Here is a 25,982-nt window from a genome sequence, read left to right as displayed (position 1 = left end):
ACAAAAGGGAGGAATTATAATGGCTGAAATTACATTTAAAGGCGGTCCGGTTACACTTGTCGGACAAGAAGTGAAAGTAGGGGATCAAGCTCCTGATTTCACTGTGCTGACTAACAGCCTTGAAGAAAAATCGTTAGCTGATATGAAAGGAAAGGTAACGATTATTTCTGTTATCCCTTCAATTGACACAGGTGTTTGTGATGCGCAAACACGCCGTTTTAACGAAGAAGCAGCAAAGCTTGGAGATGTCAACGTCTACACAATTAGTGCAGACCTTCCATTTGCACAAGCTCGCTGGTGCGGCGCTAACGGAATTGACAAAGTAGAAACGCTGTCTGACCACAGAGACATGTCATTTGGCGAAGCGTTCGGTGTGTATATTAAAGAACTTCGTCTGCTTGCGCGTTCCGTATTTGTCCTTGATGAGAATGGAAAAGTCGTTTACGCAGAATATGTAAGTGAAGCAACAAACCACCCGAACTATGAAGAGCCAATCGAGGCTGCCAAGGCATTAGTGAAGTAAGCAGGGAAGAAGCTCCAGGCTGCCGCCGGAGCTTTTTTTATGGCAAGGAGGAACACATATGCAAAAAGACCATGTGGGCGCGGTGTACGAGCTGTTAGACGAAGCCGCGATCATCATAAAGAATGAATTGCAAATTTCATATATAGAGGCGCTGGCTGAAGCGGGAGAAATGTATTTTCTTGAAAAAACGGATCAGCTGAAACTGTCTGATGAGAAAACCGAACAGCTTCAGGCTCTGCTTGAAAAAGCAGAATTCGGCACATATGAGCACGAGTGGGTGCGCAAAGCTTTTCAGCTGTCTGTCCTGAAAGGCCTGAAAGATATCTCTCATCCGAACAGACAGATGACGCCGGACACGATCGGGCTTTTCATCAGTTATTTGGTGAATAAGTTTATGGCGGGCCAAAAGGAACTTACGGTCCTTGATCCGGCTGTCGGAACGGGAAACCTTCTGTTCACCGTGCTGAACCAGCTGTCTGAAAAAACGGCGAATAGCTTTGGCATTGAAATTGATGACGTACTGCTGAAGATCGCGTATGCCCAAGCGAACCTTTTGAAAAAAGAGCTTGAGCTGTTCCATCAGGACAGCCTTGAGCCGCTGTTTATCGATCCTGTTGACACGGTCATATGCGATCTGCCGGTCGGCTATTATCCGAATGACGAAGGAGCAGAAGCGTTTGAGCTCAAAGCGGACGAAGGCCATTCCTTCGCACATCATCTGTTTATAGAACAGAGCCTCAAACATACCAAACCGGGCGGCTATTTATTTTTTATGATCCCGAATCATTTGTTTGAGAGCTCCCAAAGCGACAAGCTGAAACAGTTTTTTAAAGAAAAGGTTCATATCAACGCCCTTTTGCAGCTGCCAAAATCTATTTTTAAAGAAGAGGCTCATGCCAAAAGCATCCTTGTGCTCCAGAAAAAAGGAGAGGGGACGAAAACGCCGGGGCAAATTCTGCTTGCGAATCTTCCGTCTTTCTCCAATCAGAAGGCGATGCTTGATATGATGGCCCAAATAGATGCGTGGGTTGGAAAAGAAAAATAGATGTCGAATAGCAGCTTAGGCGGCCGTCATACGATGGATGCCTAAGCTGTTTTTATTGTGGCACTTGATGACCGGACGGGCGAATTGAATCAAGCTTTGAAACACAAAATATAGAAGGGAAAACCGCAATATGTAAGCGTTTGTCAATTCAAAACCTATAGGTGATATGTCTGAAAATAACGACTTCTCACTGTAAGCGTTATCAATATACAAGTTGACTTGAAATGCCGACATGACAATGTTTAAATGGAAAAGTCAGATATTTTTCGGAGAAGAAGATGATATTCACCGGGAAAAAAGTACGAAAAAAAGAAGTTGTTGATACAGAGTATAAAGGAGCGTCAATCATGTCCAAAATTATTGCAATTAACGCAGGAAGCTCGTCTTTGAAATTTCAGCTTTTCGAAATGCCTTCAGAAACGGTTTTAACGAAGGGTTTAGTTGAACGAATTGGTATCGCCGACAGCGTATTTACGATATCTGTAAACGGCGAAAAAAATACAGAAGTAACTGATATTCCGGATCATGCGGTAGCGGTTAAAATGCTGCTGAATAAGCTAACGGAATTCGGCATTATTAAAGATTTGAATGAAATTGACGGAATCGGCCACCGTGTCGTGCACGGCGGAGAAAAATTCAGCGATTCTGTCTTATTAAGTGATGAAACCATTCAGGAAATTGAAGATATTTCTGAATTGGCACCGCTTCACAACCCGGCGAATATCGTTGGAATTAAAGCGTTCAAAGAAGTGCTTCCAAATGTTCCTGCGGTTGCTGTTTTTGATACGGCATTCCACCAAACTATGCCTGAACAGTCTTACCTGTACAGCCTGCCTTATGAATACTATGAAAAATTCGGCATCCGTAAATACGGTTTCCACGGCACTTCACATAAATATGTGACTGAGCGTGCAGCAGAGCTTCTTGGCCGTCCGTTAAAAGACTTACGCCTGATTTCTTGCCACCTTGGAAACGGCGCTAGTATTGCTGCTGTTGAAGGCGGAAAATCAATTGATACATCTATGGGCTTTACGCCGCTTGCCGGTGTGGCAATGGGAACACGCTCTGGAAACATCGACCCTGCCCTGATCCCATACATCATGGAGAAAACAGGCCAGACAGCTGACGAAGTACTGAATACATTAAACAAAAAAAGCGGACTGCTCGGCATCTCCGGTTTCTCAAGCGATCTTCGTGACATCGTTGAAGCAACGAAAGAAGGAAATGACCGTGCGGAAACGGCCCTTGAAGTCTTCGCGAGCAGAATCCACAAATACATTGGTTCTTACGCTGCAAGAATGAGCGGTGTGGATGCGATCATCTTTACTGCCGGTATCGGTGAAAACAGTGTGGAAGTCAGAGAGCGCGTTCTTCGCGGCTTAGAATTCATGGGCGTTTACTGGGATACTGCGCTTAATAACGTACGCGGCGAGGAAGCTTTCATTAGCTATCCGCATTCTCCAGTAAAAGTCATGATCATTCCGACTGATGAAGAAGTCATGATTGCGCGCGACGTTACTCGTTTAGCAAAATAAATCGTTTTTAAAAAGCACATTCACTTGAATGTGCTTTTTTGTTCATGCATGATAATGACAGAAAAAACAAAAGAGGTGAGCCGATGAGCGTTCAAGAGCATAGACAAGAAGCGCCTGATATTGTTCGGTGCAAAGTGATCACAGTCAGTGACACGAGGACGGAAGAAACGGATAAAAGCGGCAAGCTGATGATCTCATTTTTAGAAGAAGCCGGTCATCACATTTCTGCATATGAAATTGTAAAAGATGAAAAGGATGCTTTGCAGCGGGCTGTCCTTACCAGCTGCATGGATGAACAGACAGACGCGGTACTCTTAAACGGAGGGACGGGCATAGCAAATCGGGACGTCACCATTGAAGCCATTTCGCCACTGTTTTCAAAAGAACTGCCCGGCTTTGGAGAAATATTCAGAATGCTGAGCTATACAGAGGATATCGGCTCAGCCGCAATCCTGTCGAGAGCAACTGCCGGCGTTATCCAGCATACAGCTGTTTTCTCAACACCAGGCTCAAGCGGCGCGGTAAAGCTGGCAATGAATAAGCTGATTATTCCCGAACTTGCACATGTCGTCAGAGAAATCAGAAAAGACAAGTAAATGAATAAATACTAAGAAACTTCATCTGGAAATTCAGGTGAAGTTTTTTTAATAAAAGGCTTGAAAAAACGAAAAGTACTTGTTAAAGTGTATACATACAAAATGTATTTTTATTAAATATAATTTATTTTTATACAAAAACGAAACATGGCTGAGAGGGGATTTTTATCATGTCAGAACAGAAAAAAGTTGTATTAGCATACTCAGGAGGCCTTGATACCTCCGTTGCAATAAAATGGCTTCAGGAGCAAGGGTATAATGTGATCGCCTGCTGCCTGGACGTCGGTGAAGGCAAGGATTTGGCATTTGTTCAGCAGAAAGCGCTGGAAGTAGGCGCGACAAACTCCTACGTGATCGATGCAAAAGAAGAATTCGCACAGGACTACGCGCTTATCTCTTTGCAGGCTCATACGATGTATGAAGGAAAATATCCGCTCGTTTCCGCATTATCTCGACCGCTGATTGCGAAAAAACTGGTTGAGATCGCTGAAAAAGAAGATGCACAGGCGATTGCGCACGGATGCACAGGGAAAGGGAATGACCAGGTTCGTTTCGAGGTCTCTATTAAATCATTAAATCCTGATCTCGAAGTCATCGCGCCGGTTCGGGAATGGCAATGGTCACGTGAAGAAGAAATTGAATATGCTGCAAGCCGCGGCATTCCGATTCCGATCAATCTTGACAGCCCGTATTCTATCGACCAAAACCTATGGGGACGCGCAAACGAGTGCGGCATTTTAGAAGATCCATGGGCGGCTCCGCCTGAAGGTGCATACGATCTAACAGCTCCGCTGGAAAAAACGCCGGACACGCCGGAAGTGATTGAAATTGCGTTTGAGCAAGGCGTGCCTGTATCCATTGACGGCGTAGCCTACTCGCTTTCTGAACTGATTTTGAAGCTGAATGAAATGGCAGGCGCTCACGGTGTCGGACGTATCGACCACGTGGAAAACCGCCTTGTCGGCATTAAATCCCGTGAAGTATACGAATGCCCAGGTGCAATGACACTGATCAAAGCGCATAAAGAATTGGAAGATTTGACGCTGGTAAAAGAGGTAGCCCACTTTAAACCGATCATCGAGCAAAAAATGTCAGAAATCATTTACAACGGCTTATGGTTTTCTCCGTTAAAAGACGCGCTGCACGCTTTCTTAAAAGAAACGCAACAGCATGTCACAGGCATTGTCCGCGTCAAGCTGTTTAAAGGCCATGCGATTGTAGAAGGACGCAAATCAGAATACTCTCTATATGATGAAAAACTTGCAACATATACAAAAGACGATGCGTTTGATCACCATGCGGCAATCGGGTTTATCGAGCTTTGGGGACTTCCGACAAAAGTGAACAGCATCGTGAAAAAGAAGGAGCAGATGAAAGCATGAAAAAGCTTTGGGGAGGCCGATTCCAAAAAACACCGGAAAAATGGGTCGACGAGTTCGGCGCGTCCATATCATTTGACCAAAATTTAGTGACTGAAGACATTACAGGGTCTCTCGCACATGCTGCCATGCTGAAAAAATGCGGTATCCTTACAGCGGAAGAAGAGCTGAAAATCCGTGAGGGACTAAATACCCTTCTGCAAAAAGCAGAGGAGGGGGCATTGAAATTCTCAGTCGATTATGAGGACATTCATTTAAACATTGAGAAAATGCTTATTGACGAAATCGGCCCTCTCGGCGGCAAGCTGCATACCGGAAGAAGCCGGAATGATCAGGTGGCGACTGACATGCATTTATATTTGAAAAATCATGTCGATCACATCATTGAGCTGATTGAGGCGTTCCAAAACGCGCTGATCGAAAAGGCGGAAGCGAATGTTGAAACGATTCTGCCGGGCTACACACATTTGCAGCGCGCCCAGCCGATTTCATTAGCTCACCATTTGCTTGCGTATTTCTGGATGCTGGAGCGCGATAAGGAGCGCTTTCAGGATTCAATGAAGCGGATTAACAAATCTCCGCTTGGCTGCGGAGCGCTCGCGGGAACAACCTTCCCAATCGACCGTGACTATTCAGCAGAACTGCTGGGTTTTGATTCCATCTATGAAAACAGCCTGGACGGCGTCAGCGATAGAGATTTTATTTTGGAGTTTTTAAGCAACAGCAGTACGCTGATGATGCACCTATCCCGTTTCTCTGAAGAGATCATTCTCTGGTGCTCTCAGGAGTTTAAATTCATCGAGCTTGACGATACGTACGCAACGGGAAGCAGCATGATGCCGCAAAAGAAAAACCCTGATATGGCAGAGCTGATCCGCGGCAAAACGGGACGCGTATACGGCGATATGATGGGGCTGTTTACGATCATGAAAGGCCTTCCGCTCGCTTACAACAAAGACCTACAGGAAGACAAAGAAGGCATGTTTGACACGGTGAAAACGGTCGAGGGCAGCCTGCAAATCTTCACTGGCATGATCGAAACAATGACTGTAAACAAAGAGAATATGAAGCAAGCGACAAAACAAGACTTTTCAAATGCGACAGAACTGGCCGATTATTTAGCGAAAAAAGGAATGCCGTTCAGAGAGGCGCATGAAGTGGTTGGGAAACTTGTGTACACATGCATCGAAAAAGGGATCTATTTAAGCAATATGCCGTTTTGCGATTTTCAGCAGGCGAGCCCGCTCTTTGAAGAAGATATTTACACTGTGTTAGACCCCTATCACGCAGTAGAAAAAAGAATGAGCGCCGGAGGCACCGGGTTCAAACAGGTAGAGCAGGCGCTTGAAAAAGCGAAAGCTTGCGTGGCAGCAGGCGTTTGTTAAAATTTCCTTCATAAAATCCCGTCATTATAGCCAACCTACTTCTATAATGATGGGAGGCAGGATGATGAAAAAAGAACCGGAACGCTATATTTATGATGATCAAGAAAGTCAGGAGACAACAAGGCTCATTTCAGAAGCATATCAAAGCGGTTATGTGGATATGTCTGATCAAGAGCCTTCATCTTCTGAGAAATAAGCTGTCTGTACAGGCAGCTTTTTTTGTATGTCAAAGTGTAAAAAGTGATATTGAAGGCCTTTTATAGTAAAGTAGAAGAAGAAACACTTTATTGAAAGCGGCGACGTTGCTTTGGGAGGTATTCATGTGCGACATGCTTTAATTACTGCCGGTTCGAAGGGTTTAGGCCGCAAAGTGACTGAGACGTTGCTTGCAAAGGGGTATTCAGTAACAGTCAATTACAGGCGGGATGAGGAGGCTGTCAGCCGCCTGAAGGAAGCCTGTCCTGATTTTCTTGACCGGCTGCAATTTGTAAAAGGTGATGTCACCAAAAAAGAAGATCTGCGCCGTATTGCAGAGGCTGCCTTAAACCGCTTCGGAAGGATCGACTTTTTGATTAACAACGCGGGACCATACATATTTGAACGTAAAAAGTTAGCCGATTATACTGATAATGAATGGTACGGTATGCTGGAAGGGAATTTAAGCGCCGTCTTTCATTTATTCAAAGCGGTTATTCCGACCATGAGACAACAGCAGTTCGGACGCATCATCACGTACGGATTTCAAGGTGCGGCGCACGCGCCAGGCTGGCTTCACCGATCGGCATTTGGCGCTGCGAAAGTGGGTTTGGCTTCTTTGACGAAGACCATTGCCATTGAAGAAGCCGAATTCGGCATAACCGCCAACATGGTTTGCCCGGGAGATATTGTGGGCGATATGAAGGAAGCGTCAATAGAGGAAGCCAGAAAGCGAATTGGCAAAGAAAAAACGCCGATAGGAAGATCGGGCACAGGCGAGGATATCGCCCGGATTATCGCTTTCTTGTGTGAAGGGAACTCAGACCTTGTGACAGGGACTGTCATTGAAGCCACCGGAGGCCTCAATGTCATTAATAAGAATCAATCGACATAAGTTTTTCAGTTTCTTGAAAAGGGAAAATATAAAATCAACATAATGTGACGAGGTGAAAGAAATGAAAGTGACATATCACGGACATTCTGTTATCACAGTGGAAACGAAGGATCATCATATGATATTTGACCCGTTTTTGACAGGGAATTCGTTAACGGATCTAAAGCCGGAGGATGTAAAAGCAGACGTCATCTTATTGACGCACGGACACAATGATCATGTCGGCGACACAGAACAAATTGCCAAGCAAAACAACGCGCTGGTTGTAGCTCCGAACGAGCTCGCCGTGTACTTAGGCTGGAAAGGCTTGAATGTTCATCCAATGCACATCGGCGGATCCCGCCAGTTCGATTTTGGAAAAGTGAAGCTCACACAGGCTTTTCACGGATCAGCCATCACAGATGAAGAAAACAAAACGATCACTTACACAGGCATGCCAGCCGGTATTTTGCTGACTGTGGAAGATAAAACGATTTTCCACGCGGGCGATACGGCTCTTTTCTCTGATATGAAGCTGATTGGCGAATTGAATCATATTGACCTTGCCTTCCTGCCGATTGGCGATAACTTTACGATGGGGCCTGAAGACGCCAAGCTTGCCGCTGAATGGCTGCGGGCAAAACAGGTCGTGCCGGTTCATTACAATACATTCCCGGTCATCGAACAAGACCCTGAGGCATTCGCTGACAGCCTGCCGGGCGGAGTCGGTAAAGTCATGGCGGTCGGTGAGACGATCGAGCTTTAATCGGCTGAAAACATCTCCTGATTCATCAGGAGATGTTTTTTTATTTTTCCCGCTCATTGCGTACAAATCCTCCGAGCCCTTATAATAAAAGCAGAAGACTGTCCTTAGAGGTGAAAGGCTTGGCAACGAAGCATGAACAAATTTTAACGTATATTGATTCACTCCCTGTCGGTGAAAAAATTTCTGTGCGAAGAATTGCAAAGGAAATGAAAGTAAGCGAAGGGACCGCATACAGAGCGATCAAGGAAGCAGAGAATAAAGGGTTTGTCAGCACGATTGAACGTGTGGGCACAATCAGGATTGAGCAAAAGAAAAAAGAGAATATTGAAAAGCTTACCTATGCAGAGGTTGTAAATGTCATAGACGGACAGGTGCTCGGGGGCCGGGCCGGACTCCATAAGACATTAAATAAATTTGTCATCGGCGCGATGGAGCTGGACGCGATGATGCGATACACCGCAGCGGGGAATCTTCTGATTGTCGGAAACAGAATCAACGCGCACAGACAGGCGCTTGAAGCGGGCGCGGCTGTATTGGTGACCGGGGGCTTCAACACGGATGACAGTATTGTACAGCTGGCAGATGAGCTTGAGCTGCCGATTTTATCCACGAGCTATGACACCTTTACAGTAGCCGCAATGATTAACCGGGCGATTTATGACCAGCTGATCAAAAAAGAAATCGTTCTGGTGGAGGACATTCTAACGCCAGCTGACCGTACGGTATATCTTTCGCCTAAGGATAAACTTGAAAAATGGTATGAGAAAAACTTTGAAACGGGACACGGCCGGTTCCCAGTTGTCGACGATCAGATGAAAATCCACGGCATCTTGACATCGAAAGATATTGCCGGCCATGAGCGAAACGCATCCATCGAAAAGGTCATGACAAAAAATCCCGTCACGGTTATTGGGAAAACATCTGTCGCCTCGGCGGCGCAAATGATGGTATGGGAAGGGATTGAAGTGCTTCCCGTTACTGACGGCCACCAAAAACTGATCGGCATGATCAGCCGCCAAGACGTGTTAAAAGCCCTTCAAATGATTCAAAAGCAGCCGCAGGTCGGGGAAAAGCTTGATGATATCGTTTCAAGGGGATTTAAAGATGAGGATGATGATAAAGAGGGTCAAACGGTTTACGAGTATGAAGTCACGCCGCAGATGACAAACCAGCTCGGAACAATTTCTTATGGTGTGTTTACGACCATTTTGACGCAAGCGGCAAACCGGTTTTTGCGCTCGAAAAAACGCGGTGAACTCGTAATAGAAAGCATCACCATTTTCTTTTTGAAGCCTGTGCAGATGGAATCGGTCATCGAAGTCAAACCGCGCATTTTGGAGGCCGGCAGAAAGTTTGGGAAAATGGAAGTTGAAGTGCACAGCCAAGGCCATATCGTGTCTAAAGCGATGCTGATGGTTCAGCTGATGGAAAGAAGCTAAGGGACGTTCAGGCGCCCCTTACGCGTGATCTCTTTCAGCTTCTTTGGCGTGAAGGGGATTGTAATGCCTGTAGGCCTTATAACCTGCCCAAGCGCTTCCTGCTCCTATGACGATAAAGATACCGCCGATTACTAACGTTAATACTGAATGGAATAATATCATTTGGTTGAGCCCGTAGAACAGGACCAGTGACCCTAAGGCCATGCTTGATTTTGCCGAACAGATTTCTTTTTCCAAAGCTTGCTTTGTCCGTACGCCTTTTACTTTATAGTACACATAAAAGCAGGCTGAAAGCCCAATCAAAAAAACAAGAACCAGCATAAATGAAATCCTCCATCGTAAAAGTTTACAAACCCATTCTATACAAAAACGGGCTTGGTTTTGACGTTATTTTTCTTTTCCGTCGGCAGAGAATGTGATTTAATGAATAAAAACAATAAAGGAGTATCAAATGAAAACAGAATTAATCAGAACCATATCATTATATGACACGATTATCTTACATAGACATGTGCGTCCTGATCCGGATGCCTATGGATCTCAGTGCGGGCTTACGGAAATCCTGCGTGAAACGTATCCAGAAAAAAATATTTTCGCGGTCGGTACGCCTGAACCGTCCCTCTCTTTCCTATATTCCCTTGATGAGGTGGACAATGAAACATATGAAGGCGCACTGGTCATTGTCTGCGATACGGCAAATCAGGAAAGAGTCGACGATCAGCGTTATCCTTCAGGTGCCAAACTGATGAAAATCGACCATCATCCGAACGAAGATCCATACGGTGACCTTCTCTGGGTCGATACAAGCGCCAGCTCAGTAAGTGAAATGATTTACGAGCTGTATTTAGAAGGAAAAGAGCACGGCTGGAAGCTGAATACGAAAGCGGCAGAGCTGATCTATGCCGGCATAGTCGGAGATACCGGACGCTTCTTATTTCCGAATACAACGGAAAAAACATTAAAATATGCAGGCGAGCTCATTCAGTATCCATTCTCTTCCTCACAGTTGTTTAATCAATTGTATGAAACAAAACTGAATGTGGTGAAGCTTAACGGCTTTATCTTTCAAAATGTGTCATTGTCCGAAAACGGCGCCGCTTCTGTTTTCATCAAAAAGGATACGCTTGAAAAGTTCGGCACCACGGCTTCTGAAGCGTCACAGCTTGTCGGGACGCTCGGCAATATCTCAGGTATTCGCGCTTGGGTGTTTTTCGTAGAAGAAGATGATCAAATCAGAGTCAGATTCCGTTCGAAGGGTCCTGTCATTAACGGACTTGCCCGGAAATATAACGGCGGAGGCCATCCGCTTGCTTCAGGCGCCTCTATCTACAACTGGGATGAAGCTGATCGGATTTTAGCTGATCTGGAAACACTATGTAAAGAACACAAGTAGAGGGGAGACCCTCTCTCTTAGTGTTCATCTGTGACGGGGATGAACCAGCAGCCGAAATCAGTAAGGTCCTCGTAGACTTGGAGATTGTGAAATTGAAGTTCTTTTTTTATGAGGGAAGCGAGTGAGTTTGTTTCGGCATATGCAGAAAAACCTTGTCTGAGCCGGGCTGCTTGATCTTTTGCTAACTGACGGTCACTGTAAACCTCCATTTCCCTTCCTCCTTCCTTTTGCCATTAAGCCTCTCACATATAGTTTATAAAAAAGAATGGGAAAAAGCGACAGAAGTTTAGAGAATTTAAAAAAAATCCATAATTACGCCGCAAATGATATTTTTAGTTCTACTGTCAGTCTCGTATAAATAATTAATTCTTTGACGGTTGCCTCGTATTTTTTTTCATTGATCATATAGACTTTATTTTCGATTGTCCGTTTTAAAAGATCCTTTGTTTGATAGACGCTCTCTATGTCTTTTGTAATCACCTCTGAAATATTATCCTTTACATGCTCCTCGAATTTCGTTTTATCCGGCTGTGATATTTTATATTTATCCCCATTCTGTAATTTAACGCTGACGCTTTGGATCAGCAGTTTTCTTTTATTATCTTCGTTCAGTTTATGGAGGTCTTCCTGATAGATTGAAATTTGATTGTTTAAGTCTTTGACATGCTCTTTTTGTTTTTCAATGAGGCTGACCTGTTCCTCTTGGAATGTACCGTAAGTAAACAGGAAAAAGAACCAGCTGATCACAGCTCCGCACATCATTCCCGCAAAAAAACGCTGCCACCCCGGTTTTTTGTAATGCTGTGGCACCCTCATGAAGAAATATGCTCCTGGGTCAGCCATGAAATAATAAGCCAGCCGCTTTGCGCCCCGCCCATAGCCGAGATAATGAGAAGAATCTGCTTGAATAAATCTCTCGTATTGCCTTCAAGAATGCCTCGTTCAAAGCTGTATACCGCATCGAATGTACCGCCGATAGCGGCGACCAGCGCCCATATTTTTAATCTGTTTGCAAGCTTTGTAATGACCGTAAGCGGGGCTTCGCCTGCCAAATATGCTCCGAGCCCTCCGATGAGTGCGCCCCCGATCAGCACCCCTAATGCGATAAAATAACTGTTGATGAAATTTACCATAAAACCAGCTTCCTGATCCATCTTGATCACCTCACCTTTTATATCATATTGAGCTTTCAGGACAAGTATGATGGCGAGTCAAAAAAGAACATTTGTTTCTTTTGAAAACCCGCCTTATAATGAAGAAAGAAATGGATCGTAATGAGAAAGAGGTGATAGCATGTCTTTTGTTCACCTGCAAGTGCATAGCGGGTACAGCCTGCTAAACAGCGCCGCGGCTGTGGAAGAGCTCGTCAGGGAAGCTGACAGGCTCGGATATGCGTCTTTGGCGCTGACAGATGATCATGTCATGTACGGAGCTATTCAATTTTATAAAGCATGCAAGGCGAGAGGAATCAACCCGATAATCGGTTTGACGGCTTCTGTTTTTACAGACGATAACGAGCTTGAAGCCTATCCGCTCGTCCTGCTGGCCAAATCAAATACAGGCTATCAAAACCTGCTGAAAATCAGCAGTGTCCTGCAATCGAAATCAAAAGGCGGGCTAAAGCCGAAATGGCTTTACAGTTATCGGGAAGGCATTATCGCGATAACGCCCGGCGACAAAGGATATATTGAAACGCTGCTTGAAGGAGGGCTGTTTGAACAGGCCGCTCAAGCAGCACTTGAATTTCAGTCTATATTCGGAGAGGGGGCCTTTTATTTTTCCTATCAGCCTTTTAAAGAGAATCAGGTCTTATCTGAGCAGATTCTGCTGCTGTCTGAAGAAACAGGTATCCCTGTTACGGCGACAGGTGATGTGCATTACATAAGGAAAGAAGATAAGGCTGCCTACCGTTGTCTGAAAGCGATTAAAGCAGGTGAAAAACTGACGGATGCCCCCGTCGAAAATCTGCCTGATCTCGATTTGAAACCCATCGAAGAAATGCAAAGCATTTATCAAGAGCATCCCGAAGCACTGCAAGCTTCTGTTGAGATCGCGGAACAATGCCGAGTTGACGTCAGCCTCGGACAGACCCGTCTCCCGTCCTTCCCAACTCCAGACGGAATGTCCGCTGACGATTATTTAACGGACATCTGTATGGCGGGTCTTCGCAGCCGCTTTGGCACGCCTGATGAACAATACCTCCGCCGTCTTCAATATGAGCTTGATGTCATCAAACGGATGAAGTTCAGCGATTACTTTCTTATCGTATGGGATTTTATGAAGCACGCCCATGAAAAAGGGATCGTTACAGGACCGGGAAGAGGTTCTGCGGCAGGATCTCTTGTGGCTTATGTCCTGTATATCACAGATGTTGACCCGATTAAACATCACCTGCTGTTTGAACGCTTTTTAAACCCAGAACGTATCAGTATGCCGGATATTGATATTGACTTTCCGGATACAAGAAGGGATGAAGTTATTCAATATGTTCAGCAGAAATACGGTGCGATGCACGTCGCGCAGATTATCACCTTTGGAACACTTGCGGCAAAAGCGGCGCTTCGGGATGTCGGCAGAGTATTCGGTGTCAGCCCGAAGGAAGCAGACCAGGTTGCAAAACTCATTCCTTCAAGGCCGGGCTTGACGCTGGATGAAGCGAGACAGCAATCGCCGGAGCTGAATAAGCGGCTTCGGGAGTCAAGTCTGCTTCAGCAAGTCTTTACAATTGCCCGAAAAATAGAAGGGCTGCCAAGGCATACCTCGACCCATGCAGCCGGCGTTGTCCTGAGTGAAGAATCGTTAACAGATGTTGTTCCGCTTCAGGAAGGGCATGAAGGGATATATTTGACGCAATACGCGATGGATCATCTTGAAGACTTGGGTCTTTTAAAAATGGATTTCTTAGGCTTACGCAACCTGACGCTCATTGAGTCCATCACTTCAATGATTGAAAAAGAAGAAAACATCAAAATAGATCTTTCGAATATTTCCTACAGGGATGACAAAACGTTCTCCTTGCTGTCGAAAGGGGATACAACAGGGATTTTTCAGCTTGAATCTACAGGGATGAGAAGCGTCCTGAAGCGGCTTAAGCCTTCAGGCCTGGAGGATATTGTGGCGGTCAATGCGCTGTACCGGCCTGGTCCAATGGAAAATATTCCGTTATTTATCGACCGTAAACACGGCCAGGCGCCTGTTCACTATCCCCATGAAGATTTAAGGAGCATCTTGGAAGATACATATGGCGTCATTGTGTATCAGGAACAAATTATGATGATAGCTTCCCGTATGGCAGGGTTTTCTTTAGGAGAAGCGGACCTGCTGAGACGGGCGGTCAGCAAAAAGAAAAAAGAAATCCTGGATAGAGAGCGAAGCCATTTTGTTGAAGGGTGCTTAAAAAAGGAGTATTCTGTAGACACTGCAACTGAAGTCTACGATTTAATCGTCAAATTCGCAAACTATGGCTTTAACCGAAGCCACGCGGTGGCATACAGCATGATCGGCTGCCAGCTTGCGTATTTGAAAGCTCATTATCCGTTATATTTTATGTGCGGATTGCTGACAAGCGTCATTGGCAATGAGGATAAAATAGCTCAATATCTTTACGAAGCAAAGGGGAGCGGGATTCGTATCCTTCCTCCGTCAGTGAACAAAAGCAGCTTTCCGTTTAGAGTTGAAGACGGATCTGTCAGATACAGCCTCCGCGCGATAAAAAGTGTAGGCGTCTCAGCAGTCAAAGATATATATAAAGCGAGAAAAGAGAAACCATTTGAAGATCTTTTCGATTTCTGCTTTCGCGTGCCGTCAAAAAACGTAAATCGCAAAATGCTTGAAGCACTTATTTTTTCTGGTGCGATGGACGAATTCGGCCAAAACCGGGCGACGCTGCTCGCATCCATTGACGTTGCTTTGGAACATGCAGAGCTATTCGCCGCGGACGATGACCAAATGGGATTGTTTTTAGATGAATCGTTTTCGATTAAGCCGAAGTATGTGGAGACAGAGGAGCTTCCGCTTGTGGATTTACTTGCGTTCGAAAAAGAAACGCTCGGCATTTATTTTTCAAATCATCCGCTCTCTGCCTTCCGAAAACAGCTGGCTGTACACGGAGCAGCGACCATTCTGCAGGCCCAGCAGACGGTCAAAAGGCCGCTTTCTCTCGGAGTCCTGCTGTCGAAGATCAAAACGATTCGGACGAAAACAGGTCAAAACATGGCGTTTTTAACGCTCAGTGATGAAACCGGTGAAATAGAAGCCGTTGTTTTCCCTGAACAATTCAGACAGCTTTCTCCCGTTTTAAGAGAAGGCGCTCTTTTATTCACAGCAGGCAAATGTGAAGTAAGGCAGGATAAGGTCCAGTTCATCATGTCCCGGGCAGAATTATTAGAAAATATGGATGCGGAAAATGCGCCATCGGTGTATATAAAAATAGAAAGCAGTCAGCACAGCCAGGAGATCCTGGCAAAAATTAAGCGCATTTTGCTGGAGCATAAAGGGGAAACAGGTGTTTATCTTTATTATGAAAAGCAAAAACAGACGATTAAGCTTCCTGAGTCGTTTCATATCAATGCGGATTACCAGGTGTTATATCGCTTAAAAGAGCTGTTGGGTCAAAAAAACGTCGTTTTAAAACAGTGGTAACGATGCATTTTTTGTTATACAATTGGAGCAATTATGTCATCCTGTTTAAATATTTAGATAGATTAACTCCGCAGAATGCAGCAATCAACGCACCAGTATACGAATCAAAAATATCCATAAGGAGTGTTTAGGAGAATGTCATTAAGAGAAGAAGCATTACACCTGCATAAAGTCAATCAGGGGAAACTGGAGTCTAAATCGAAAGTAGAAGTCAGAAACGCGAAAGATTTAAGCCTTGCGTATTCTCCAGGTGTTGCAGAACCGTGTAAGGATATTCATGAAGACATTAACAAAGTATATGATTATACAATGAAGGGGAACATGGTAGCAGTTGTGACTGACGGTACAGCTGTTCTTGGCCTTGGAAATATCGGCCCTGAAGCCGCGCTTCCTGTTATGGAAGGGAAAGCTGTTCTATTCAAAAGCTTTGCAGGCGTAGACGCGTTCCCGATTGCTTTAAACACAAACGATGTTGATAAGATCGTTGAAACTGTTAAATTGCTTGAACCAACATTTGGCGGTGTCAACCTTGAAGATATCGCAGCGCCAAACTGCTTTATTATTGAAGAGCGCCTTAAAAAGGAAACAAACATCCCGGTTTTCCATGATGATCAGCACGGTACTGCCATTGTAACGGTAGCAGGTCTTGTAAACGCGCTGAAACTGTCTGGAAAATCAATGTCATCCATTAAAGTTGTCGCAAATGGCGCCGGTGCGGCTGGTATTGCGATTATCAAGCTCCTTCACCATTACGGCGTACGTGACATCGTGATGTGCGATTCAAAAGGAGCGATTTATGAAGGGCGTCCGGAAGGCATGAACGATGTCAAAAACGAAGTGGCGAAATTCACAAACCAAGACCGCAAAGACGGTTCTCTGAAAGATGTCATCGCTGATGCTGACGTATTTATCGGCGTATCTGTAGCAGGAGCGTTAACAAAAGAAATGGTGCAAAGCATGGCAAAAGATCCGATTATCTTTGCGATGGCAAATCCCAATCCGGAAATTATGCCGGAAGATGCGCGTGAAGCTGGCGCAAGCGTTATTGGAACGGGCCGTTCTGACTTCCCGAACCAAGTAAACAATGTTCTTGCATTCCCTGGTATTTTCCGCGGAGCGCTTGACGTTCGCGCCACTCACATTAACGAACAAATGAAAATCGCAGCTGTTGAAGCTATTGCATCATTGGTTTCAGAAGATGAGCTTAGCGCAGACTACGTTATCCCTGCCCCGTTTGATAAACGTGTTGCACCTGCTGTTGCGAAGGCTGTCGCTAAAGCGGCGATGGAAACAGGTGTCGCAAGAATCACTGTTGAACCTGAGGAAGTTGCTGAAAAAACGAGAAAACTTACGATTATTGGTGAATAATTTTAATTCATTCAAAAATGGCAGCGCGTTGGACGATACCGGCGCGCTGTTCTCAAGTTAAACTGGCGGCTGAAATTTTTTTAGGGGCTGGACTTAAAAAAATTTCATCCGGGTTTAACATTATTTTTGAATGCGTTACCAACCTTGTCAGTTCAACGTCTTATCTGATCTCATACGAGTCGTCCCGACTGCGTCATTGAATAAAAAGTTGTCGAATTGAGGATGACAGCGTTTGACAAAAAAAGTACAATAGTTTCGGTAAAGTTATTAGCAAGTCTATCTGTTTGATGACATGCGGTGAAGAGAACCCTTCACAAAAGGGAGGTAATCATGTGTTAAAGGATATATTCACGAAAAAGAAAAAGTATGCTTCCGTACCGTCTGAGCAAGCGAAGCACGACGTTCCGGAAGGCATTATGACAAAATGTCCTAAGTGTAAAAAAATCATGCTCACTAAAGAGTTGGATAAAAATATGCGGGTATGCATGAACTGCGATTATCATTTCCCGATGAACGCAAAACAGCGTGTCGAAAGCTTGATGGATGAACAATCCTTTGAGGAATTTAACCAGGGAATGTTATCAGAAAACCCGCTAGGTTTCCCGGGATATCTGGAAAAGCTTGAAAAAGACCGCGAGAAAACATCCTTAAACGAGGCTGTTGTGACGGGCAAGGGCGCCATTGGCGGATACCCGGCTGTTGTCGCCGTCATGGATTCTTCATTCAGAATGGGCAGCATGGGTTCAGTCGTCGGTGAAAAAATCACGCTTGCGATTGAAAAAGCAAAAGCTGATAAAGTTCCGTTTATTATTTTTACGGCTTCAGGCGGTGCGAGAATGCAGGAAGGCGTATTAAGTTTGATGCAAATGGCTAAGACAAGCTCTGCCTTAAAACTGTTCAGTGAAGAACAGGGCCTCATTATTTCAATTATGACCCATCCGACTACCGGAGGCGTATCGGCTAGCTTTGCTTCACTCGGCGATTATAATTTCGCTGAGCCTGGCGCGCTGATCGGTTTTGCAGGAAGACGGATTATTGAACAGACAATAGGTGAAAAATTGCCTGAGGACTTCCAAACGGCAGAGTTTTTATTAAAACATGGACAGCTTGATGCGGTTATTCACCGCCAAGACATGAAACAAACGTTAGAAAATCTGCTGGATATGCATCAAGCGGGAGGTGACTTTGAGTGGCTGTAAGATTAGAATTTGAAAAACCGGTGATTGAACTGCAAACGAAAATCGCTGAATTGAAAAAATTCACCCAGGATTCAGATATGGATCTGAGTGCGGAAATTGAACGGCTCGAAGACCGTCTCGCTAAGCTTCAGGATGAAATCTACAAAAATCTGAAGCCTTGGGACCGTGTTCAAATCGCGCGTCTGCCGGACCGTCCGACAACGCTTGATTATATTGAACACCTGTTTACCGACTTTTTTGAATGTCACGGAGACAGAGCTTACGGAGACGATGAAGCCATTGTCGGCGGCATTGCGAAGTTCCATGGCCTTCCTGTAACGGTAATCGGGCATCAGCGCGGTAAAGACACGAAGGAAAACCTTGTCCGCAATTTTGGGATGCCGCATCCTGAAGGCTACCGAAAAGCGCTTCGTCTCATGAAGCAGGCTGACAAATTCAACAGACCGATTATTTGTTTTATTGATACGAAGGGAGCATACCCTGGACGAGCAGCGGAAGAAAGAGGACAAAGCGAAGCCATTGCCAAAAATCTCTTTGAGATGGCCGGCCTTCGAGTGCCTGTTATCTGCATCGTCATCGGTGAAGGCGGAAGCGGCGGAGCCCTTGGTCTCGGTGTTGGCAACCACTTGCATATGCTGGAAAACTCTACTTATTCTGTTATTTCTCCGGAAGGTGCCGCGGCACTTTTATGGAAGGACTCCAGTCTTGCTAAAAAAGCAGCAGAAACAATGAAAATCACTGCGCCGGATTTAAAAGAATTAGGTATTATAGATCATATGATAAAAGAAGTAAAAGGCGGAGCGCACCACGATGTTAAGCTGCAGGCAAGCTATATGGACGAAACCCTTAAGCAATCGCTAAAAACGTTGCTGAAGCTGGATGAAGAAGAATTAGTTCAGCAACGCTATGAAAAATATAAAGCAATTGGCAAAGTCTCGAATGAAGACCAATATATCGGGGTAAACTAAATAAACGTGAAGCCTTTGGCTCACGTTTATTTTTTGTGACATTCTTTAAATTTTATTTAAAAACAATTTATTTAATTGTATAATAGGTAAGGTTTCATAGGGAGGATGGAGATCCCTTTTCATTGTTTTTAGGGCAATGATCATGTTATGTTTAATCATATATGTTGCTGAGGTGAATGGAGAATGAAACGTATAGGGGTATTAACGAGCGGCGGGGATTCCCCGGGAATGAACGCAGCAGTTCGCGCAGTAGTCAGAAAAGCGATTTATCATGACGTTGAAGTTTACGGCATTTACAACGGATACTCAGGATTGATCGGCGGAAAGATTGAAAAGCTTGAACTCGGATCTGTAGGCGATATTATACATCGCGGAGGAACAAAGCTTTATACGGCAAGATGTCCTGAATTCAAAACGGTTGAAGGCCGTGAAAAAGGGATAGAGAACTTGAAGAAGCTTGGTATTGAAGGTCTTGTTGTCATCGGCGGAGACGGTTCCTATATGGGTGCGAAAAAATTAACGGAACACGGGTTTCCATGTGTAGGTGTACCGGGTACAATTGATAATGACATTCCGGGTACTGATTTTACAATCGGTTTCGATACAGCTTTAAATACAGTAATTGACGCAATTGATAAGATCCGCGATACAGCGACCTCTCATGAACGTACATATGTGATTGAAGTAATGGGCCGCCATGCCGGTGATATCGCATTGTGGGCCGGCCTTGCAGGGGGCGCGGAATCAATCCTAATCCCTGAGGCAGACTACGACATGCACGAAATCATTGGCCGCTTAAAACGTGGCCACGAACGCGGCAAGAAGCACAGTATTATTATTGTTGCCGAAGGTGTAGGCAGCGGTGTTGAATTCGGAAAACGCATTGAAGAAGAAACAAATCTTGAAACTAGGGTATCTGTATTGGGCCATATTCAGCGCGGAGGTTCTCCGAGCGCTGCTGACCGCGTGCTGGCAAGCCGTCTTGGCGCATATGCAGTTGAACTGCTGCTTGAAGGAAAAGGCGGACGCTGTGTGGGTATACAAAACAATAAGCTTGTAGACCATGATATTATAGAAATACTGAATACAAAACACACAGTAGAGCAAAACATGTATCAGCTTTCAAAAGAACTGTCTATTTAATGTGCAGCTGAAGGCTGAAGATTTCAGAAGGAAGTGAACCAAATGAGAAAAACTAAAATTGTTTGTACCATCGGTCCGGCAAGTGAAAGTATTGAAATGCTTACGAAATTAATGGAGTCAGGAATGAACGTGGCTCGTTTGAACTTTTCTCACGGAGATTTTGAGGAGCACGGCGCAAGAATTAAAAATATCCGTGAAGCAAGCAAAAAACTTGGTAAAAACGTTGGTATCCTGCTTGATACAAAAGGTCCGGAAATCCGCACACATACGATGGAAAACGGCGGCATTGAGCTTGAAACAGGCAAAGAGCTTATCGTTTCAATGGACGAGGTTGTAGGGACAACAGACAAAATTTCAGTGTCATATGAAGGTTTAGTCGATGACGTTGGACAAGGTTCAACGATTCTGTTAGATGACGGACTTATCGGCCTTGAAGTACTTGATGTTGATGCCGCTAAACGCGAAATCAAAACAAAAGTATTAAACAACGGAACACTCAAAAATAAAAAAGGTGTTAACGTACCGGGCGTAAGTGTCAACCTTCCTGGTATCACCGAAAAAGATGCGCGAGACATCGTTTTCGGTATTGAGCAAGGAGTAGACTTTATCGCAGCGTCTTTCGTACGCCGTTCTACGGACGTGCTTGAAATCCGTGAGCTTCTAGAAGAGCACAATGCTCAGGATATTCAAATCATCCCTAAAATCGAAAACCAAGAGGGCGTTGACAACATTGATTCTATTCTTGAAGTGTCTGACGGCTTAATGGTTGCACGCGGAGACTTAGGTGTGGAAATCCCAGCTGAAGAAGTGCCGCTTGTGCAAAAAGACCTGATTAAAAAGTGCAACGCGCTTGGAAAGCCTGTTATTACAGCGACACAAATGCTTGACAGCATGCAGCGCAACCCGCGTCCGACCCGTGCGGAAGCAAGTGACGTTGCAAACGCGATCTTCGACGGCTCAGATGCGATCATGCTTTCTGGTGAAACAGCTGCAGGAAGCTATCCGGTTGAGGCGGTTCAAACCATGCACAACATCGCGTCCCGTTCTGAAGAAGCTTTAAATTATAAAGAAATTCTTTCAAAACGCAGAGACCAAGTAGGCATGACGATAACAGACGCAATTGGACAATCTGTCGCGCACACAGCGATCAATCTGGAGGCAGCTGCGATTGTCACGCCGACTGAAAGCGGCCATACTGCGCGCATGATCGCGAAATACCGTCCGCAGGCGCCGGTTATTGCGGTTACTGTAAATGATTCTGTTTCCAGAAAACTTGCGCTCGTATTTGGCGTATTCGCGGAAAGCGGCCAAAATGCGAACACAACAGATGAGATGCTTGAGGATGCTGTCCAAAAATCATTGAACAGCGGACTTGTAAAAAATGGCGATCTGATCGTCATTACAGCAGGCACTGTCGGTGAGTCTGGCACGACGAACTTAATGAAAGTTTACACTGTCGGCGATATCATCGCTAAGGGCCAAGGCATCGGACGCAAATCAGCTTTCGGTCCGGTTGTCATTGCACAAAATGCAAAAGAAGCTGAGCAAAAAATGACTGACGGTGCGGTACTTGTTACAAAAAGCACTGACCGTGATATGATTGCATCTCTTGAAAAAGCGTCTGCCCTTATTACAGAAGAAGGCGGCTTGACAAGCCATGCTGCGGTAGTCGGATTAAGCCTCGGCATTCCGGTTATCGTTGGGCTGGAAAATGCGACATCTACTTTAACAGACGGCCAGGATATTACAGTTGACGCATCCAGAGGCGCAGTCTACCAAGGCCGTGCGAGCGTTCTTTAGTCACAGGTGAAAACGGAAGGGGAATCCCTTCCTTTTCTCTTTATCTTGCCTTATGTTGAACAGAGGTGTGTTACACGTGTGGGGGGCCCGGATATGAGATTTTTATTTTTGCTTTTTATTGTGTTTCCGGCATTAGAAATCGGGATATTCCTATTTTCAGGCAAGCTGATCGGCATTTTGCCGACGGTCTTTTTAATGATTCTGACAGGCATTATCGGCGCAGCAGCTGCAAAAAAACAAGGAACCGAAGTGTATTACAAGGTTCAGCGTGATCTTCAATATGGCCAGATGCCGGGGGAAGCGATTGCTGACGGCCTGTGCATTTTCATTGGTGGTCTTTTGCTGATGCTTCCGGGCTTTTTATCAGATTTGGCCGGCGCCTGTTTGCTTATCCCGCTTACCCGCAGCTGGTGTAAGCCGATTCTGTTCAAGTGGCTGAGAGGAATGTCGAAGAACAAACGGATCATCATCAAATAAAAAACGGCAGCCATAAATATGGGCTGCTGTTTTATTTTTGCTGAACGGTGATATAGGACCATATTTCCTTTAATGTGCCTGTTGTGATGAAAGCCTGGATCATGACGAGAAGAGCCGGCCCGGCAATGAGTCCTAAAAACCCGAATAATTTAAAACCGGCAAACAGGGCGATGAGCGTTGCCAGCGGATCGATCCCGATTGATTTACTAAGTATTTTAGGTTCTGTCAGCTGCCGCTGAATAAGAACAACAAGGTACAGTATGCCGATTCCGATTGCCTGAGGCAGCTGGCCTGTAATCGATAAATACAAAATCCACGGCACAAATACGGAGCCCGCCCCCAAATAAGGGAGAAGATCAACAAGCCCTATTAAAAAAGCAATTGTTGCGGCATGTTCAACTTTTAAGAGAGAAAGGCCGATAAATACAATTATCATCGTAATGAAAACGAGAACCGCCTGCGCTTTGATAAAACCGGTCATTGCTTTTTTTAATTCATTGCTGATCGCTCTGCTGTTGGCTGTAACCCGATCCGGCAGAATCGAAACGAACATGGCTTTCAGCTTGTGCCAATCCTTTGTCATAAAAAAAGTTGCCAAAAGAGAAAAAACCAGAACAGCCGCTGTATTTGGAAGAAGCGCGAAAAATCTCGGGATCATTTCTAATATGTGGGACAGCAGCAGTCCGGCATTTTTAGCCGCGGAATCACCGAGTGTCTGAATATGAGTGACGATGGAAGCCTGCTGATTGGTCTCCAATTCTTGAAACAAAAGGGTCAGTTCGTTATAGAGCGGCTGGATATGAGTCGTAAACAATTTTTCGCAATATGAGATAAACGTGCTGATATGCGGAGGCAGCGTTTTTGCAAGATAGGCTGTTCCCGTGACGATTTCGGCTACTAGAATGGTGAGTACACCAAAGGCTGCGAGCAGAAAAAAAGCAAGCACGCCCAGAACATTTATCGTTCGGGGGAATCCTGTCACTTTGTCCAAATAGTCGACAACAGGATGAATTGCTGATGAAAGAATAAGGGCGATCAGGAACGGATAAGTTAACGGAAACGAATAATAGGCTGCAGCTATCGATCCTGCGGTAATTGATATGACAAAGAGGGTTCTGAAGAAAATAGTGATATAAGATTGGTTCACGAAAACGGTCCTCCTCCAGTCAGCATGTCCTATTTATATATATATTCACGCTCCGGCTGAATATGAATACATACATCTTAAGGAGGGATGGCATTGTTTACACAAGCGAATTTATTTTTAATTTTACTCTTGGCTATCGCACTTATCGCAAAAAATCAATCATTGCTTTTTGCTGTATCCGTCCTTTTAATCATCAAAATCGTTGGACTTGATCAGAAATTATTACCAACCATCCAGTCAAAAGGCATTAACTGGGGTGTGACCGTTATTACCATCGCCGTTCTTGTTCCGATTGCGACGGGAGAAATCGGGTTCAAGCAGCTTGGAGAAGCAATGCGGTCTTCCTATGCATGGATCGCCTTGGGAGCGGGAATCGCAGTGGCGCTGATTGCCAAAAACGGCCTGACTCTGCTGGAAAATGACCCGCATATTACAACTGCTCTCGTGATCGGGACCATTCTCGCAGTCGCGCTTTTTGGCGGTGTGGCGGTGGGACCGCTGATCGGAGCGGGGATTGCTTATATTGCCATGCAGATTGTAAAACTGTTCTCTTCATGAAAAAAGCGGCCCGAAAGCCGCTTTTTTTTATAGGCAAAAACCCGCAAATAAAGGCGTTTTTTCGGGAAAATCACAGAATGAAAAAAAAAATTATAGGTAAACATTTAACAAATGTCTGATTATTGTTTATAATGAGAATAGGCATAAACTTAAATAAGCTTATAAGAATTTGTTATGGTCTTTCATAAGCAAGCGGTTTCAGTACTAGCAGGCATTAAAATGTAAGCATTTTCTTTTTGGGGGGAGAAAAACTTGCATCTTGCTTTTTAAGTTAGCCTCATGTTTTTAAAACACTCTTAAAGGGGAAATTTATTGAAAAGGGGATGTTATATATGACAGCGACACGCGGTCTTGAAGGGGTTGTAGCAACAACATCATCTGTGAGTTCTATTATTGATGATACCCTTACATATGTGGGGTATGATATCGATGATTTGACAGAGAATGCAAGCTTTGAAGAAATCATTTACTTACTTTGGCACTTAAGGCTGCCAAACAAAAAAGAGCTTGGTGAGTTAAAACAGCAGTTAGCAAAAGAAGCTGCCGTTCCGCAAGAAATTATTGAGCACTTCAAATCTTATTCCCTCGAAAATGTTCATCCCATGGCTGCTCTTCGGACAGCGATTTCTTTACTAGGCCTGTTTGACAGCGAGGCTGATACCATGAACCCGGAAGCCAACTACAGAAAGGCGATCCGCCTTCAGGCAAAGGTGCCTGGTTTGGTTGCAGCGTTTTCCAGAATCCGCAAGGGTCTTGAACCCGTTGAGCCAAGAGAAGACTACGGCATTGCCGAGAATTTTCTCTACACATTAAATGGAGAAGAGCCTTCGCCGATTGAGGTCGAAGCCTTCAACAAAGCACTGATTTTACATGCCGATCACGAGCTGAACGCGTCAACGTTTACAGCGAGGGTCTGCGTTGCAACACTTTCGGATATCTATTCAGGAATTACTGCAGCGATCGGCGCACTTAAGGGGCCGCTTCATGGCGGTGCAAACGAAGCTGTCATGAAAATGCTGACAGAGATCGGCGAAGTGGAGAATGTAGAACCTTACGTTCGCACCAAGATGGAAAAGAAAGAAAAAATAATGGGGTTCGGCCATCGCGTTTATAAGCATGGCGATCCGCGCGCCAAACATTTAAAAGAAATGAGCAAGCGACTGACCAACCTGACAGGCGAAAGCAAATGGTATGAGATGTCGATTCGTATAGAAGAGATCGTCACATCAGAGAAAAAGCTGCCGCCTAACGTTGATTTCTATTCGGCTTCTGTTTACCACAGCCTCGGCATTGACCATGATTTGTTTACACCTATTTTTGCTGTGAGCAGAATGTCCGGCTGGATCGCTCATATTCTTGAGCAGTATGACAACAACCGTCTAATCCGCCCGCGCGCAGATTACACAGGCCCTGACAAACAAACTTTCGTTCCGGTTGAAGAAAGAGCCTAAAGAACCATTGGAGGCTGGCTTGCGTTAATGAAGTTAGCCTCTTGTTCAGAACAGCAAAAGTGGTTTACAATTTAAATTGAATATTGGGAAAAATCATTTT

At 44.9% G+C, this 25,982-nt stretch carries 25 protein-coding genes; 20 read left to right on the top strand and 5 right to left on the bottom strand.

Annotated features, from left to right (window positions below):
* The first annotated feature begins 19 nt into the window (after window positions 1-19).
* From tpx to V6D41_RS03685, 10 genes are all read left to right on the top strand, one after another.
* Window positions 20-523, top strand: coding sequence for a thiol peroxidase (gene tpx, locus V6D41_RS03730; RefSeq protein ID WP_087992442.1), 504 nt, complete (start codon window positions 20-22; stop codon window positions 521-523).
* A 58-nt stretch (window positions 524-581) separates the two neighbouring features.
* Window positions 582-1,568, top strand: coding sequence for a class I SAM-dependent methyltransferase (locus V6D41_RS03725; protein ID WP_333517316.1), 987 nt, complete (start codon window positions 582-584; stop codon window positions 1,566-1,568).
* Between the two features lie 347 nt (window positions 1,569-1,915).
* Entirely contained in the window at window positions 1,916-3,103 is a 1,188-nt protein-coding gene (locus tag V6D41_RS03720) for an acetate kinase (RefSeq protein WP_333517315.1), read from the top strand.
* An 83-nt stretch (window positions 3,104-3,186) separates the two neighbouring features.
* Entirely contained in the window at window positions 3,187-3,699 is a 513-nt protein-coding gene (locus V6D41_RS03715; protein WP_333517314.1) for a MogA/MoaB family molybdenum cofactor biosynthesis protein, read from the top strand.
* A gap of 170 nt (window positions 3,700-3,869) precedes the next feature.
* Window positions 3,870-5,081, top strand: a complete 1,212-nt coding sequence (locus V6D41_RS03710; protein WP_148962333.1) for an argininosuccinate synthase — start codon at window positions 3,870-3,872, stop codon at window positions 5,079-5,081.
* Window positions 5,078-6,463, top strand: a complete 1,386-nt coding sequence (gene argH, locus V6D41_RS03705; protein WP_333517313.1) for an argininosuccinate lyase — start codon at window positions 5,078-5,080, stop codon at window positions 6,461-6,463. Before V6D41_RS03710 ends, argH begins: the two co-directional genes overlap by 4 nt.
* 64 nt (window positions 6,464-6,527) lie before the next feature.
* On the top strand, window positions 6,528-6,659 hold the full coding sequence (locus tag V6D41_RS03700) for a hypothetical protein (RefSeq protein WP_333517312.1): 132 nt from the start codon (window positions 6,528-6,530) through the stop codon (window positions 6,657-6,659).
* Window positions 6,660-6,785: 126 nt separating this feature from the next.
* The gene (locus V6D41_RS03695; RefSeq protein ID WP_333517311.1) at window positions 6,786-7,553 is read left to right on the top strand and encodes an SDR family oxidoreductase; all 768 of its coding nucleotides are present in this window, start codon (window positions 6,786-6,788) and stop codon (window positions 7,551-7,553) included.
* A gap of 61 nt (window positions 7,554-7,614) precedes the next feature.
* Entirely contained in the window at window positions 7,615-8,298 is a 684-nt protein-coding gene (locus V6D41_RS03690) for a metal-dependent hydrolase (protein WP_333517310.1), read from the top strand.
* Window positions 8,299-8,417: 119 nt separating this feature from the next.
* Entirely contained in the window at window positions 8,418-9,737 is a 1,320-nt protein-coding gene (locus tag V6D41_RS03685) for a CBS domain-containing protein (protein WP_148962328.1), read from the top strand.
* A gap of 18 nt (window positions 9,738-9,755) precedes the next feature.
* On the opposite strand, the gene V6D41_RS03680 is transcribed toward V6D41_RS03685, so the two are convergent.
* Entirely contained in the window at window positions 9,756-10,058 is a 303-nt protein-coding gene (locus V6D41_RS03680; protein ID WP_087992433.1) for a YtpI family protein, read from the bottom strand.
* A gap of 130 nt (window positions 10,059-10,188) precedes the next feature.
* Between V6D41_RS03680 and nrnA the strand changes: the two genes are divergently transcribed.
* Window positions 10,189-11,130, top strand: a complete 942-nt coding sequence (nrnA, locus tag V6D41_RS03675) for a bifunctional oligoribonuclease/PAP phosphatase NrnA (protein ID WP_333517309.1) — start codon at window positions 10,189-10,191, stop codon at window positions 11,128-11,130.
* Between the two features lie 17 nt (window positions 11,131-11,147).
* On the opposite strand, the gene V6D41_RS03670 is transcribed toward nrnA, so the two are convergent.
* The 3 genes from V6D41_RS03670 to ytrH all read right to left on the bottom strand — a co-directional run bounded on the left by V6D41_RS03670 (window position 11,148) and on the right by ytrH (window position 12,284).
* Window positions 11,148-11,339 carry a hypothetical protein gene (locus V6D41_RS03670; protein ID WP_087992431.1) on the bottom strand — a complete coding sequence of 64 codons (192 nt, stop codon included), beginning with the start codon at window positions 11,337-11,339 and terminating at the stop codon, window positions 11,148-11,150.
* A gap of 103 nt (window positions 11,340-11,442) precedes the next feature.
* A complete protein-coding gene (gene ytrI / locus V6D41_RS03665; RefSeq protein WP_333517308.1) occupies window positions 11,443-11,946 on the bottom strand; it encodes a sporulation membrane protein YtrI in 504 nt (167 codons plus the stop codon).
* Window positions 11,943-12,284, bottom strand: a complete 342-nt coding sequence (gene ytrH, locus V6D41_RS03660; protein ID WP_024122464.1) for a sporulation membrane protein YtrH — start codon at window positions 12,282-12,284, stop codon at window positions 11,943-11,945. Before ytrH ends, ytrI begins: the two co-directional genes overlap by 4 nt.
* A 139-nt stretch (window positions 12,285-12,423) precedes the next feature.
* Here ytrH and dnaE point away from each other — a divergent pair, with 139 nt between their 5' ends.
* From dnaE to V6D41_RS03625, 7 genes are all read left to right on the top strand, one after another.
* Entirely contained in the window at window positions 12,424-15,771 is a 3,348-nt protein-coding gene (gene dnaE, locus V6D41_RS03655; protein WP_333517307.1) for a DNA polymerase III subunit alpha, read from the top strand.
* A gap of 135 nt (window positions 15,772-15,906) precedes the next feature.
* Entirely contained in the window at window positions 15,907-17,139 is a 1,233-nt protein-coding gene (gene maeB, locus V6D41_RS03650) for an NADP-dependent malic enzyme (RefSeq protein WP_333517306.1), read from the top strand.
* 332 nt (window positions 17,140-17,471) lie between these two features.
* Entirely contained in the window at window positions 17,472-18,338 is an 867-nt protein-coding gene (gene accD / locus V6D41_RS03645) for an acetyl-CoA carboxylase, carboxyltransferase subunit beta (protein WP_087992427.1), read from the top strand.
* A complete protein-coding gene (gene accA, locus V6D41_RS03640; protein WP_148962324.1) occupies window positions 18,329-19,306 on the top strand; it encodes an acetyl-CoA carboxylase carboxyl transferase subunit alpha in 978 nt (325 codons plus the stop codon). Before accD ends, accA begins: the two co-directional genes overlap by 10 nt.
* 183 nt (window positions 19,307-19,489) lie before the next feature.
* A complete protein-coding gene (pfkA, locus tag V6D41_RS03635; RefSeq protein WP_087992425.1) occupies window positions 19,490-20,449 on the top strand; it encodes a 6-phosphofructokinase in 960 nt (319 codons plus the stop codon).
* Between the two features lie 42 nt (window positions 20,450-20,491).
* Entirely contained in the window at window positions 20,492-22,249 is a 1,758-nt protein-coding gene (gene pyk / locus V6D41_RS03630; RefSeq protein WP_333517305.1) for a pyruvate kinase, read from the top strand.
* Between the two features lie 93 nt (window positions 22,250-22,342).
* The gene (locus V6D41_RS03625) at window positions 22,343-22,726 is read left to right on the top strand and encodes an FxsA family protein (protein WP_087992423.1); all 384 of its coding nucleotides are present in this window, start codon (window positions 22,343-22,345) and stop codon (window positions 22,724-22,726) included.
* 31 nt (window positions 22,727-22,757) lie between these two features.
* Here the strand turns inward: V6D41_RS03625 and ytvI are convergent, their stop codons facing one another.
* Window positions 22,758-23,873, bottom strand: coding sequence for a sporulation integral membrane protein YtvI (ytvI, locus tag V6D41_RS03620; RefSeq protein WP_333517304.1), 1,116 nt, complete (start codon window positions 23,871-23,873; stop codon window positions 22,758-22,760).
* A 93-nt stretch (window positions 23,874-23,966) separates the two neighbouring features.
* Between ytvI and V6D41_RS03615 the strand changes: the two genes are divergently transcribed.
* Together V6D41_RS03615 and citZ are read left to right on the top strand one after the other, a co-directional pair.
* Window positions 23,967-24,431, top strand: coding sequence for a DUF441 domain-containing protein (locus tag V6D41_RS03615; RefSeq protein ID WP_087992421.1), 465 nt, complete (start codon window positions 23,967-23,969; stop codon window positions 24,429-24,431).
* Window positions 24,432-24,763: 332 nt separating this feature from the next.
* Complete coding sequence (gene citZ / locus V6D41_RS03610) at window positions 24,764-25,882, top strand: citrate synthase (RefSeq protein ID WP_333517303.1); 1,119 nt, start codon at window positions 24,764-24,766, stop codon at window positions 25,880-25,882.
* Window positions 25,883-25,982 lie beyond the last annotated feature (100 nt).

Source organism: Bacillus sp. 0102A (assembly GCF_036765155.1).
In the GTDB taxonomy this organism is placed as follows: domain Bacteria; phylum Bacillota; class Bacilli; order Bacillales; family Bacillaceae; genus Bacillus; species Bacillus subtilis_G.
The sequence above is the reverse complement of the archived record's forward strand: the minus strand, read 5'-3'. Positions and strand labels throughout refer to the sequence as shown.

Bases quoted from the DNA above. Each gene is read 5' to 3' on its own strand.
- tpx (WP_087992442.1), top strand. From the start codon at position 20: ATGGCTGAAATTACATTTAAAGGCGGTCCGGTTACACTTGTCGGACAA.
- V6D41_RS03725 (WP_333517316.1), top strand. From the start codon at position 582: ATGCAAAAAGACCATGTGGGCGCGGTGTACGAGCTGTTAGACGAAGCC.
- V6D41_RS03720 (WP_333517315.1), top strand. From the start codon at position 1,916: ATGTCCAAAATTATTGCAATTAACGCAGGAAGCTCGTCTTTGAAATTT.
- V6D41_RS03715 (WP_333517314.1), top strand. From the start codon at position 3,187: ATGAGCGTTCAAGAGCATAGACAAGAAGCGCCTGATATTGTTCGGTGC.
- V6D41_RS03710 (WP_148962333.1), top strand. From the start codon at position 3,870: ATGTCAGAACAGAAAAAAGTTGTATTAGCATACTCAGGAGGCCTTGAT.
- argH (WP_333517313.1), top strand. From the start codon at position 5,078: ATGAAAAAGCTTTGGGGAGGCCGATTCCAAAAAACACCGGAAAAATGG.
- V6D41_RS03700 (WP_333517312.1), top strand. From the start codon at position 6,528: ATGAAAAAAGAACCGGAACGCTATATTTATGATGATCAAGAAAGTCAG.
- V6D41_RS03690 (WP_333517310.1), top strand. From the start codon at position 7,615: ATGAAAGTGACATATCACGGACATTCTGTTATCACAGTGGAAACGAAG.
- V6D41_RS03680 (WP_087992433.1), bottom strand. From the start codon at position 10,058: ATGCTGGTTCTTGTTTTTTTGATTGGGCTTTCAGCCTGCTTTTATGTG.
- nrnA (WP_333517309.1), top strand. From the start codon at position 10,189: ATGAAAACAGAATTAATCAGAACCATATCATTATATGACACGATTATC.
- V6D41_RS03670 (WP_087992431.1), bottom strand. From the start codon at position 11,339: ATGGAGGTTTACAGTGACCGTCAGTTAGCAAAAGATCAAGCAGCCCGG.
- ytrI (WP_333517308.1), bottom strand. From the start codon at position 11,946: ATGAGGGTGCCACAGCATTACAAAAAACCGGGGTGGCAGCGTTTTTTT.
- ytrH (WP_024122464.1), bottom strand. From the start codon at position 12,284: ATGGATCAGGAAGCTGGTTTTATGGTAAATTTCATCAACAGTTATTTT.
- dnaE (WP_333517307.1), top strand. From the start codon at position 12,424: ATGTCTTTTGTTCACCTGCAAGTGCATAGCGGGTACAGCCTGCTAAAC.
- maeB (WP_333517306.1), top strand. From the start codon at position 15,907: ATGTCATTAAGAGAAGAAGCATTACACCTGCATAAAGTCAATCAGGGG.
- pfkA (WP_087992425.1), top strand. From the start codon at position 19,490: ATGAAACGTATAGGGGTATTAACGAGCGGCGGGGATTCCCCGGGAATG.
- pyk (WP_333517305.1), top strand. From the start codon at position 20,492: ATGAGAAAAACTAAAATTGTTTGTACCATCGGTCCGGCAAGTGAAAGT.
- V6D41_RS03625 (WP_087992423.1), top strand. From the start codon at position 22,343: ATGAGATTTTTATTTTTGCTTTTTATTGTGTTTCCGGCATTAGAAATC.
- citZ (WP_333517303.1), top strand. From the start codon at position 24,764: ATGACAGCGACACGCGGTCTTGAAGGGGTTGTAGCAACAACATCATCT.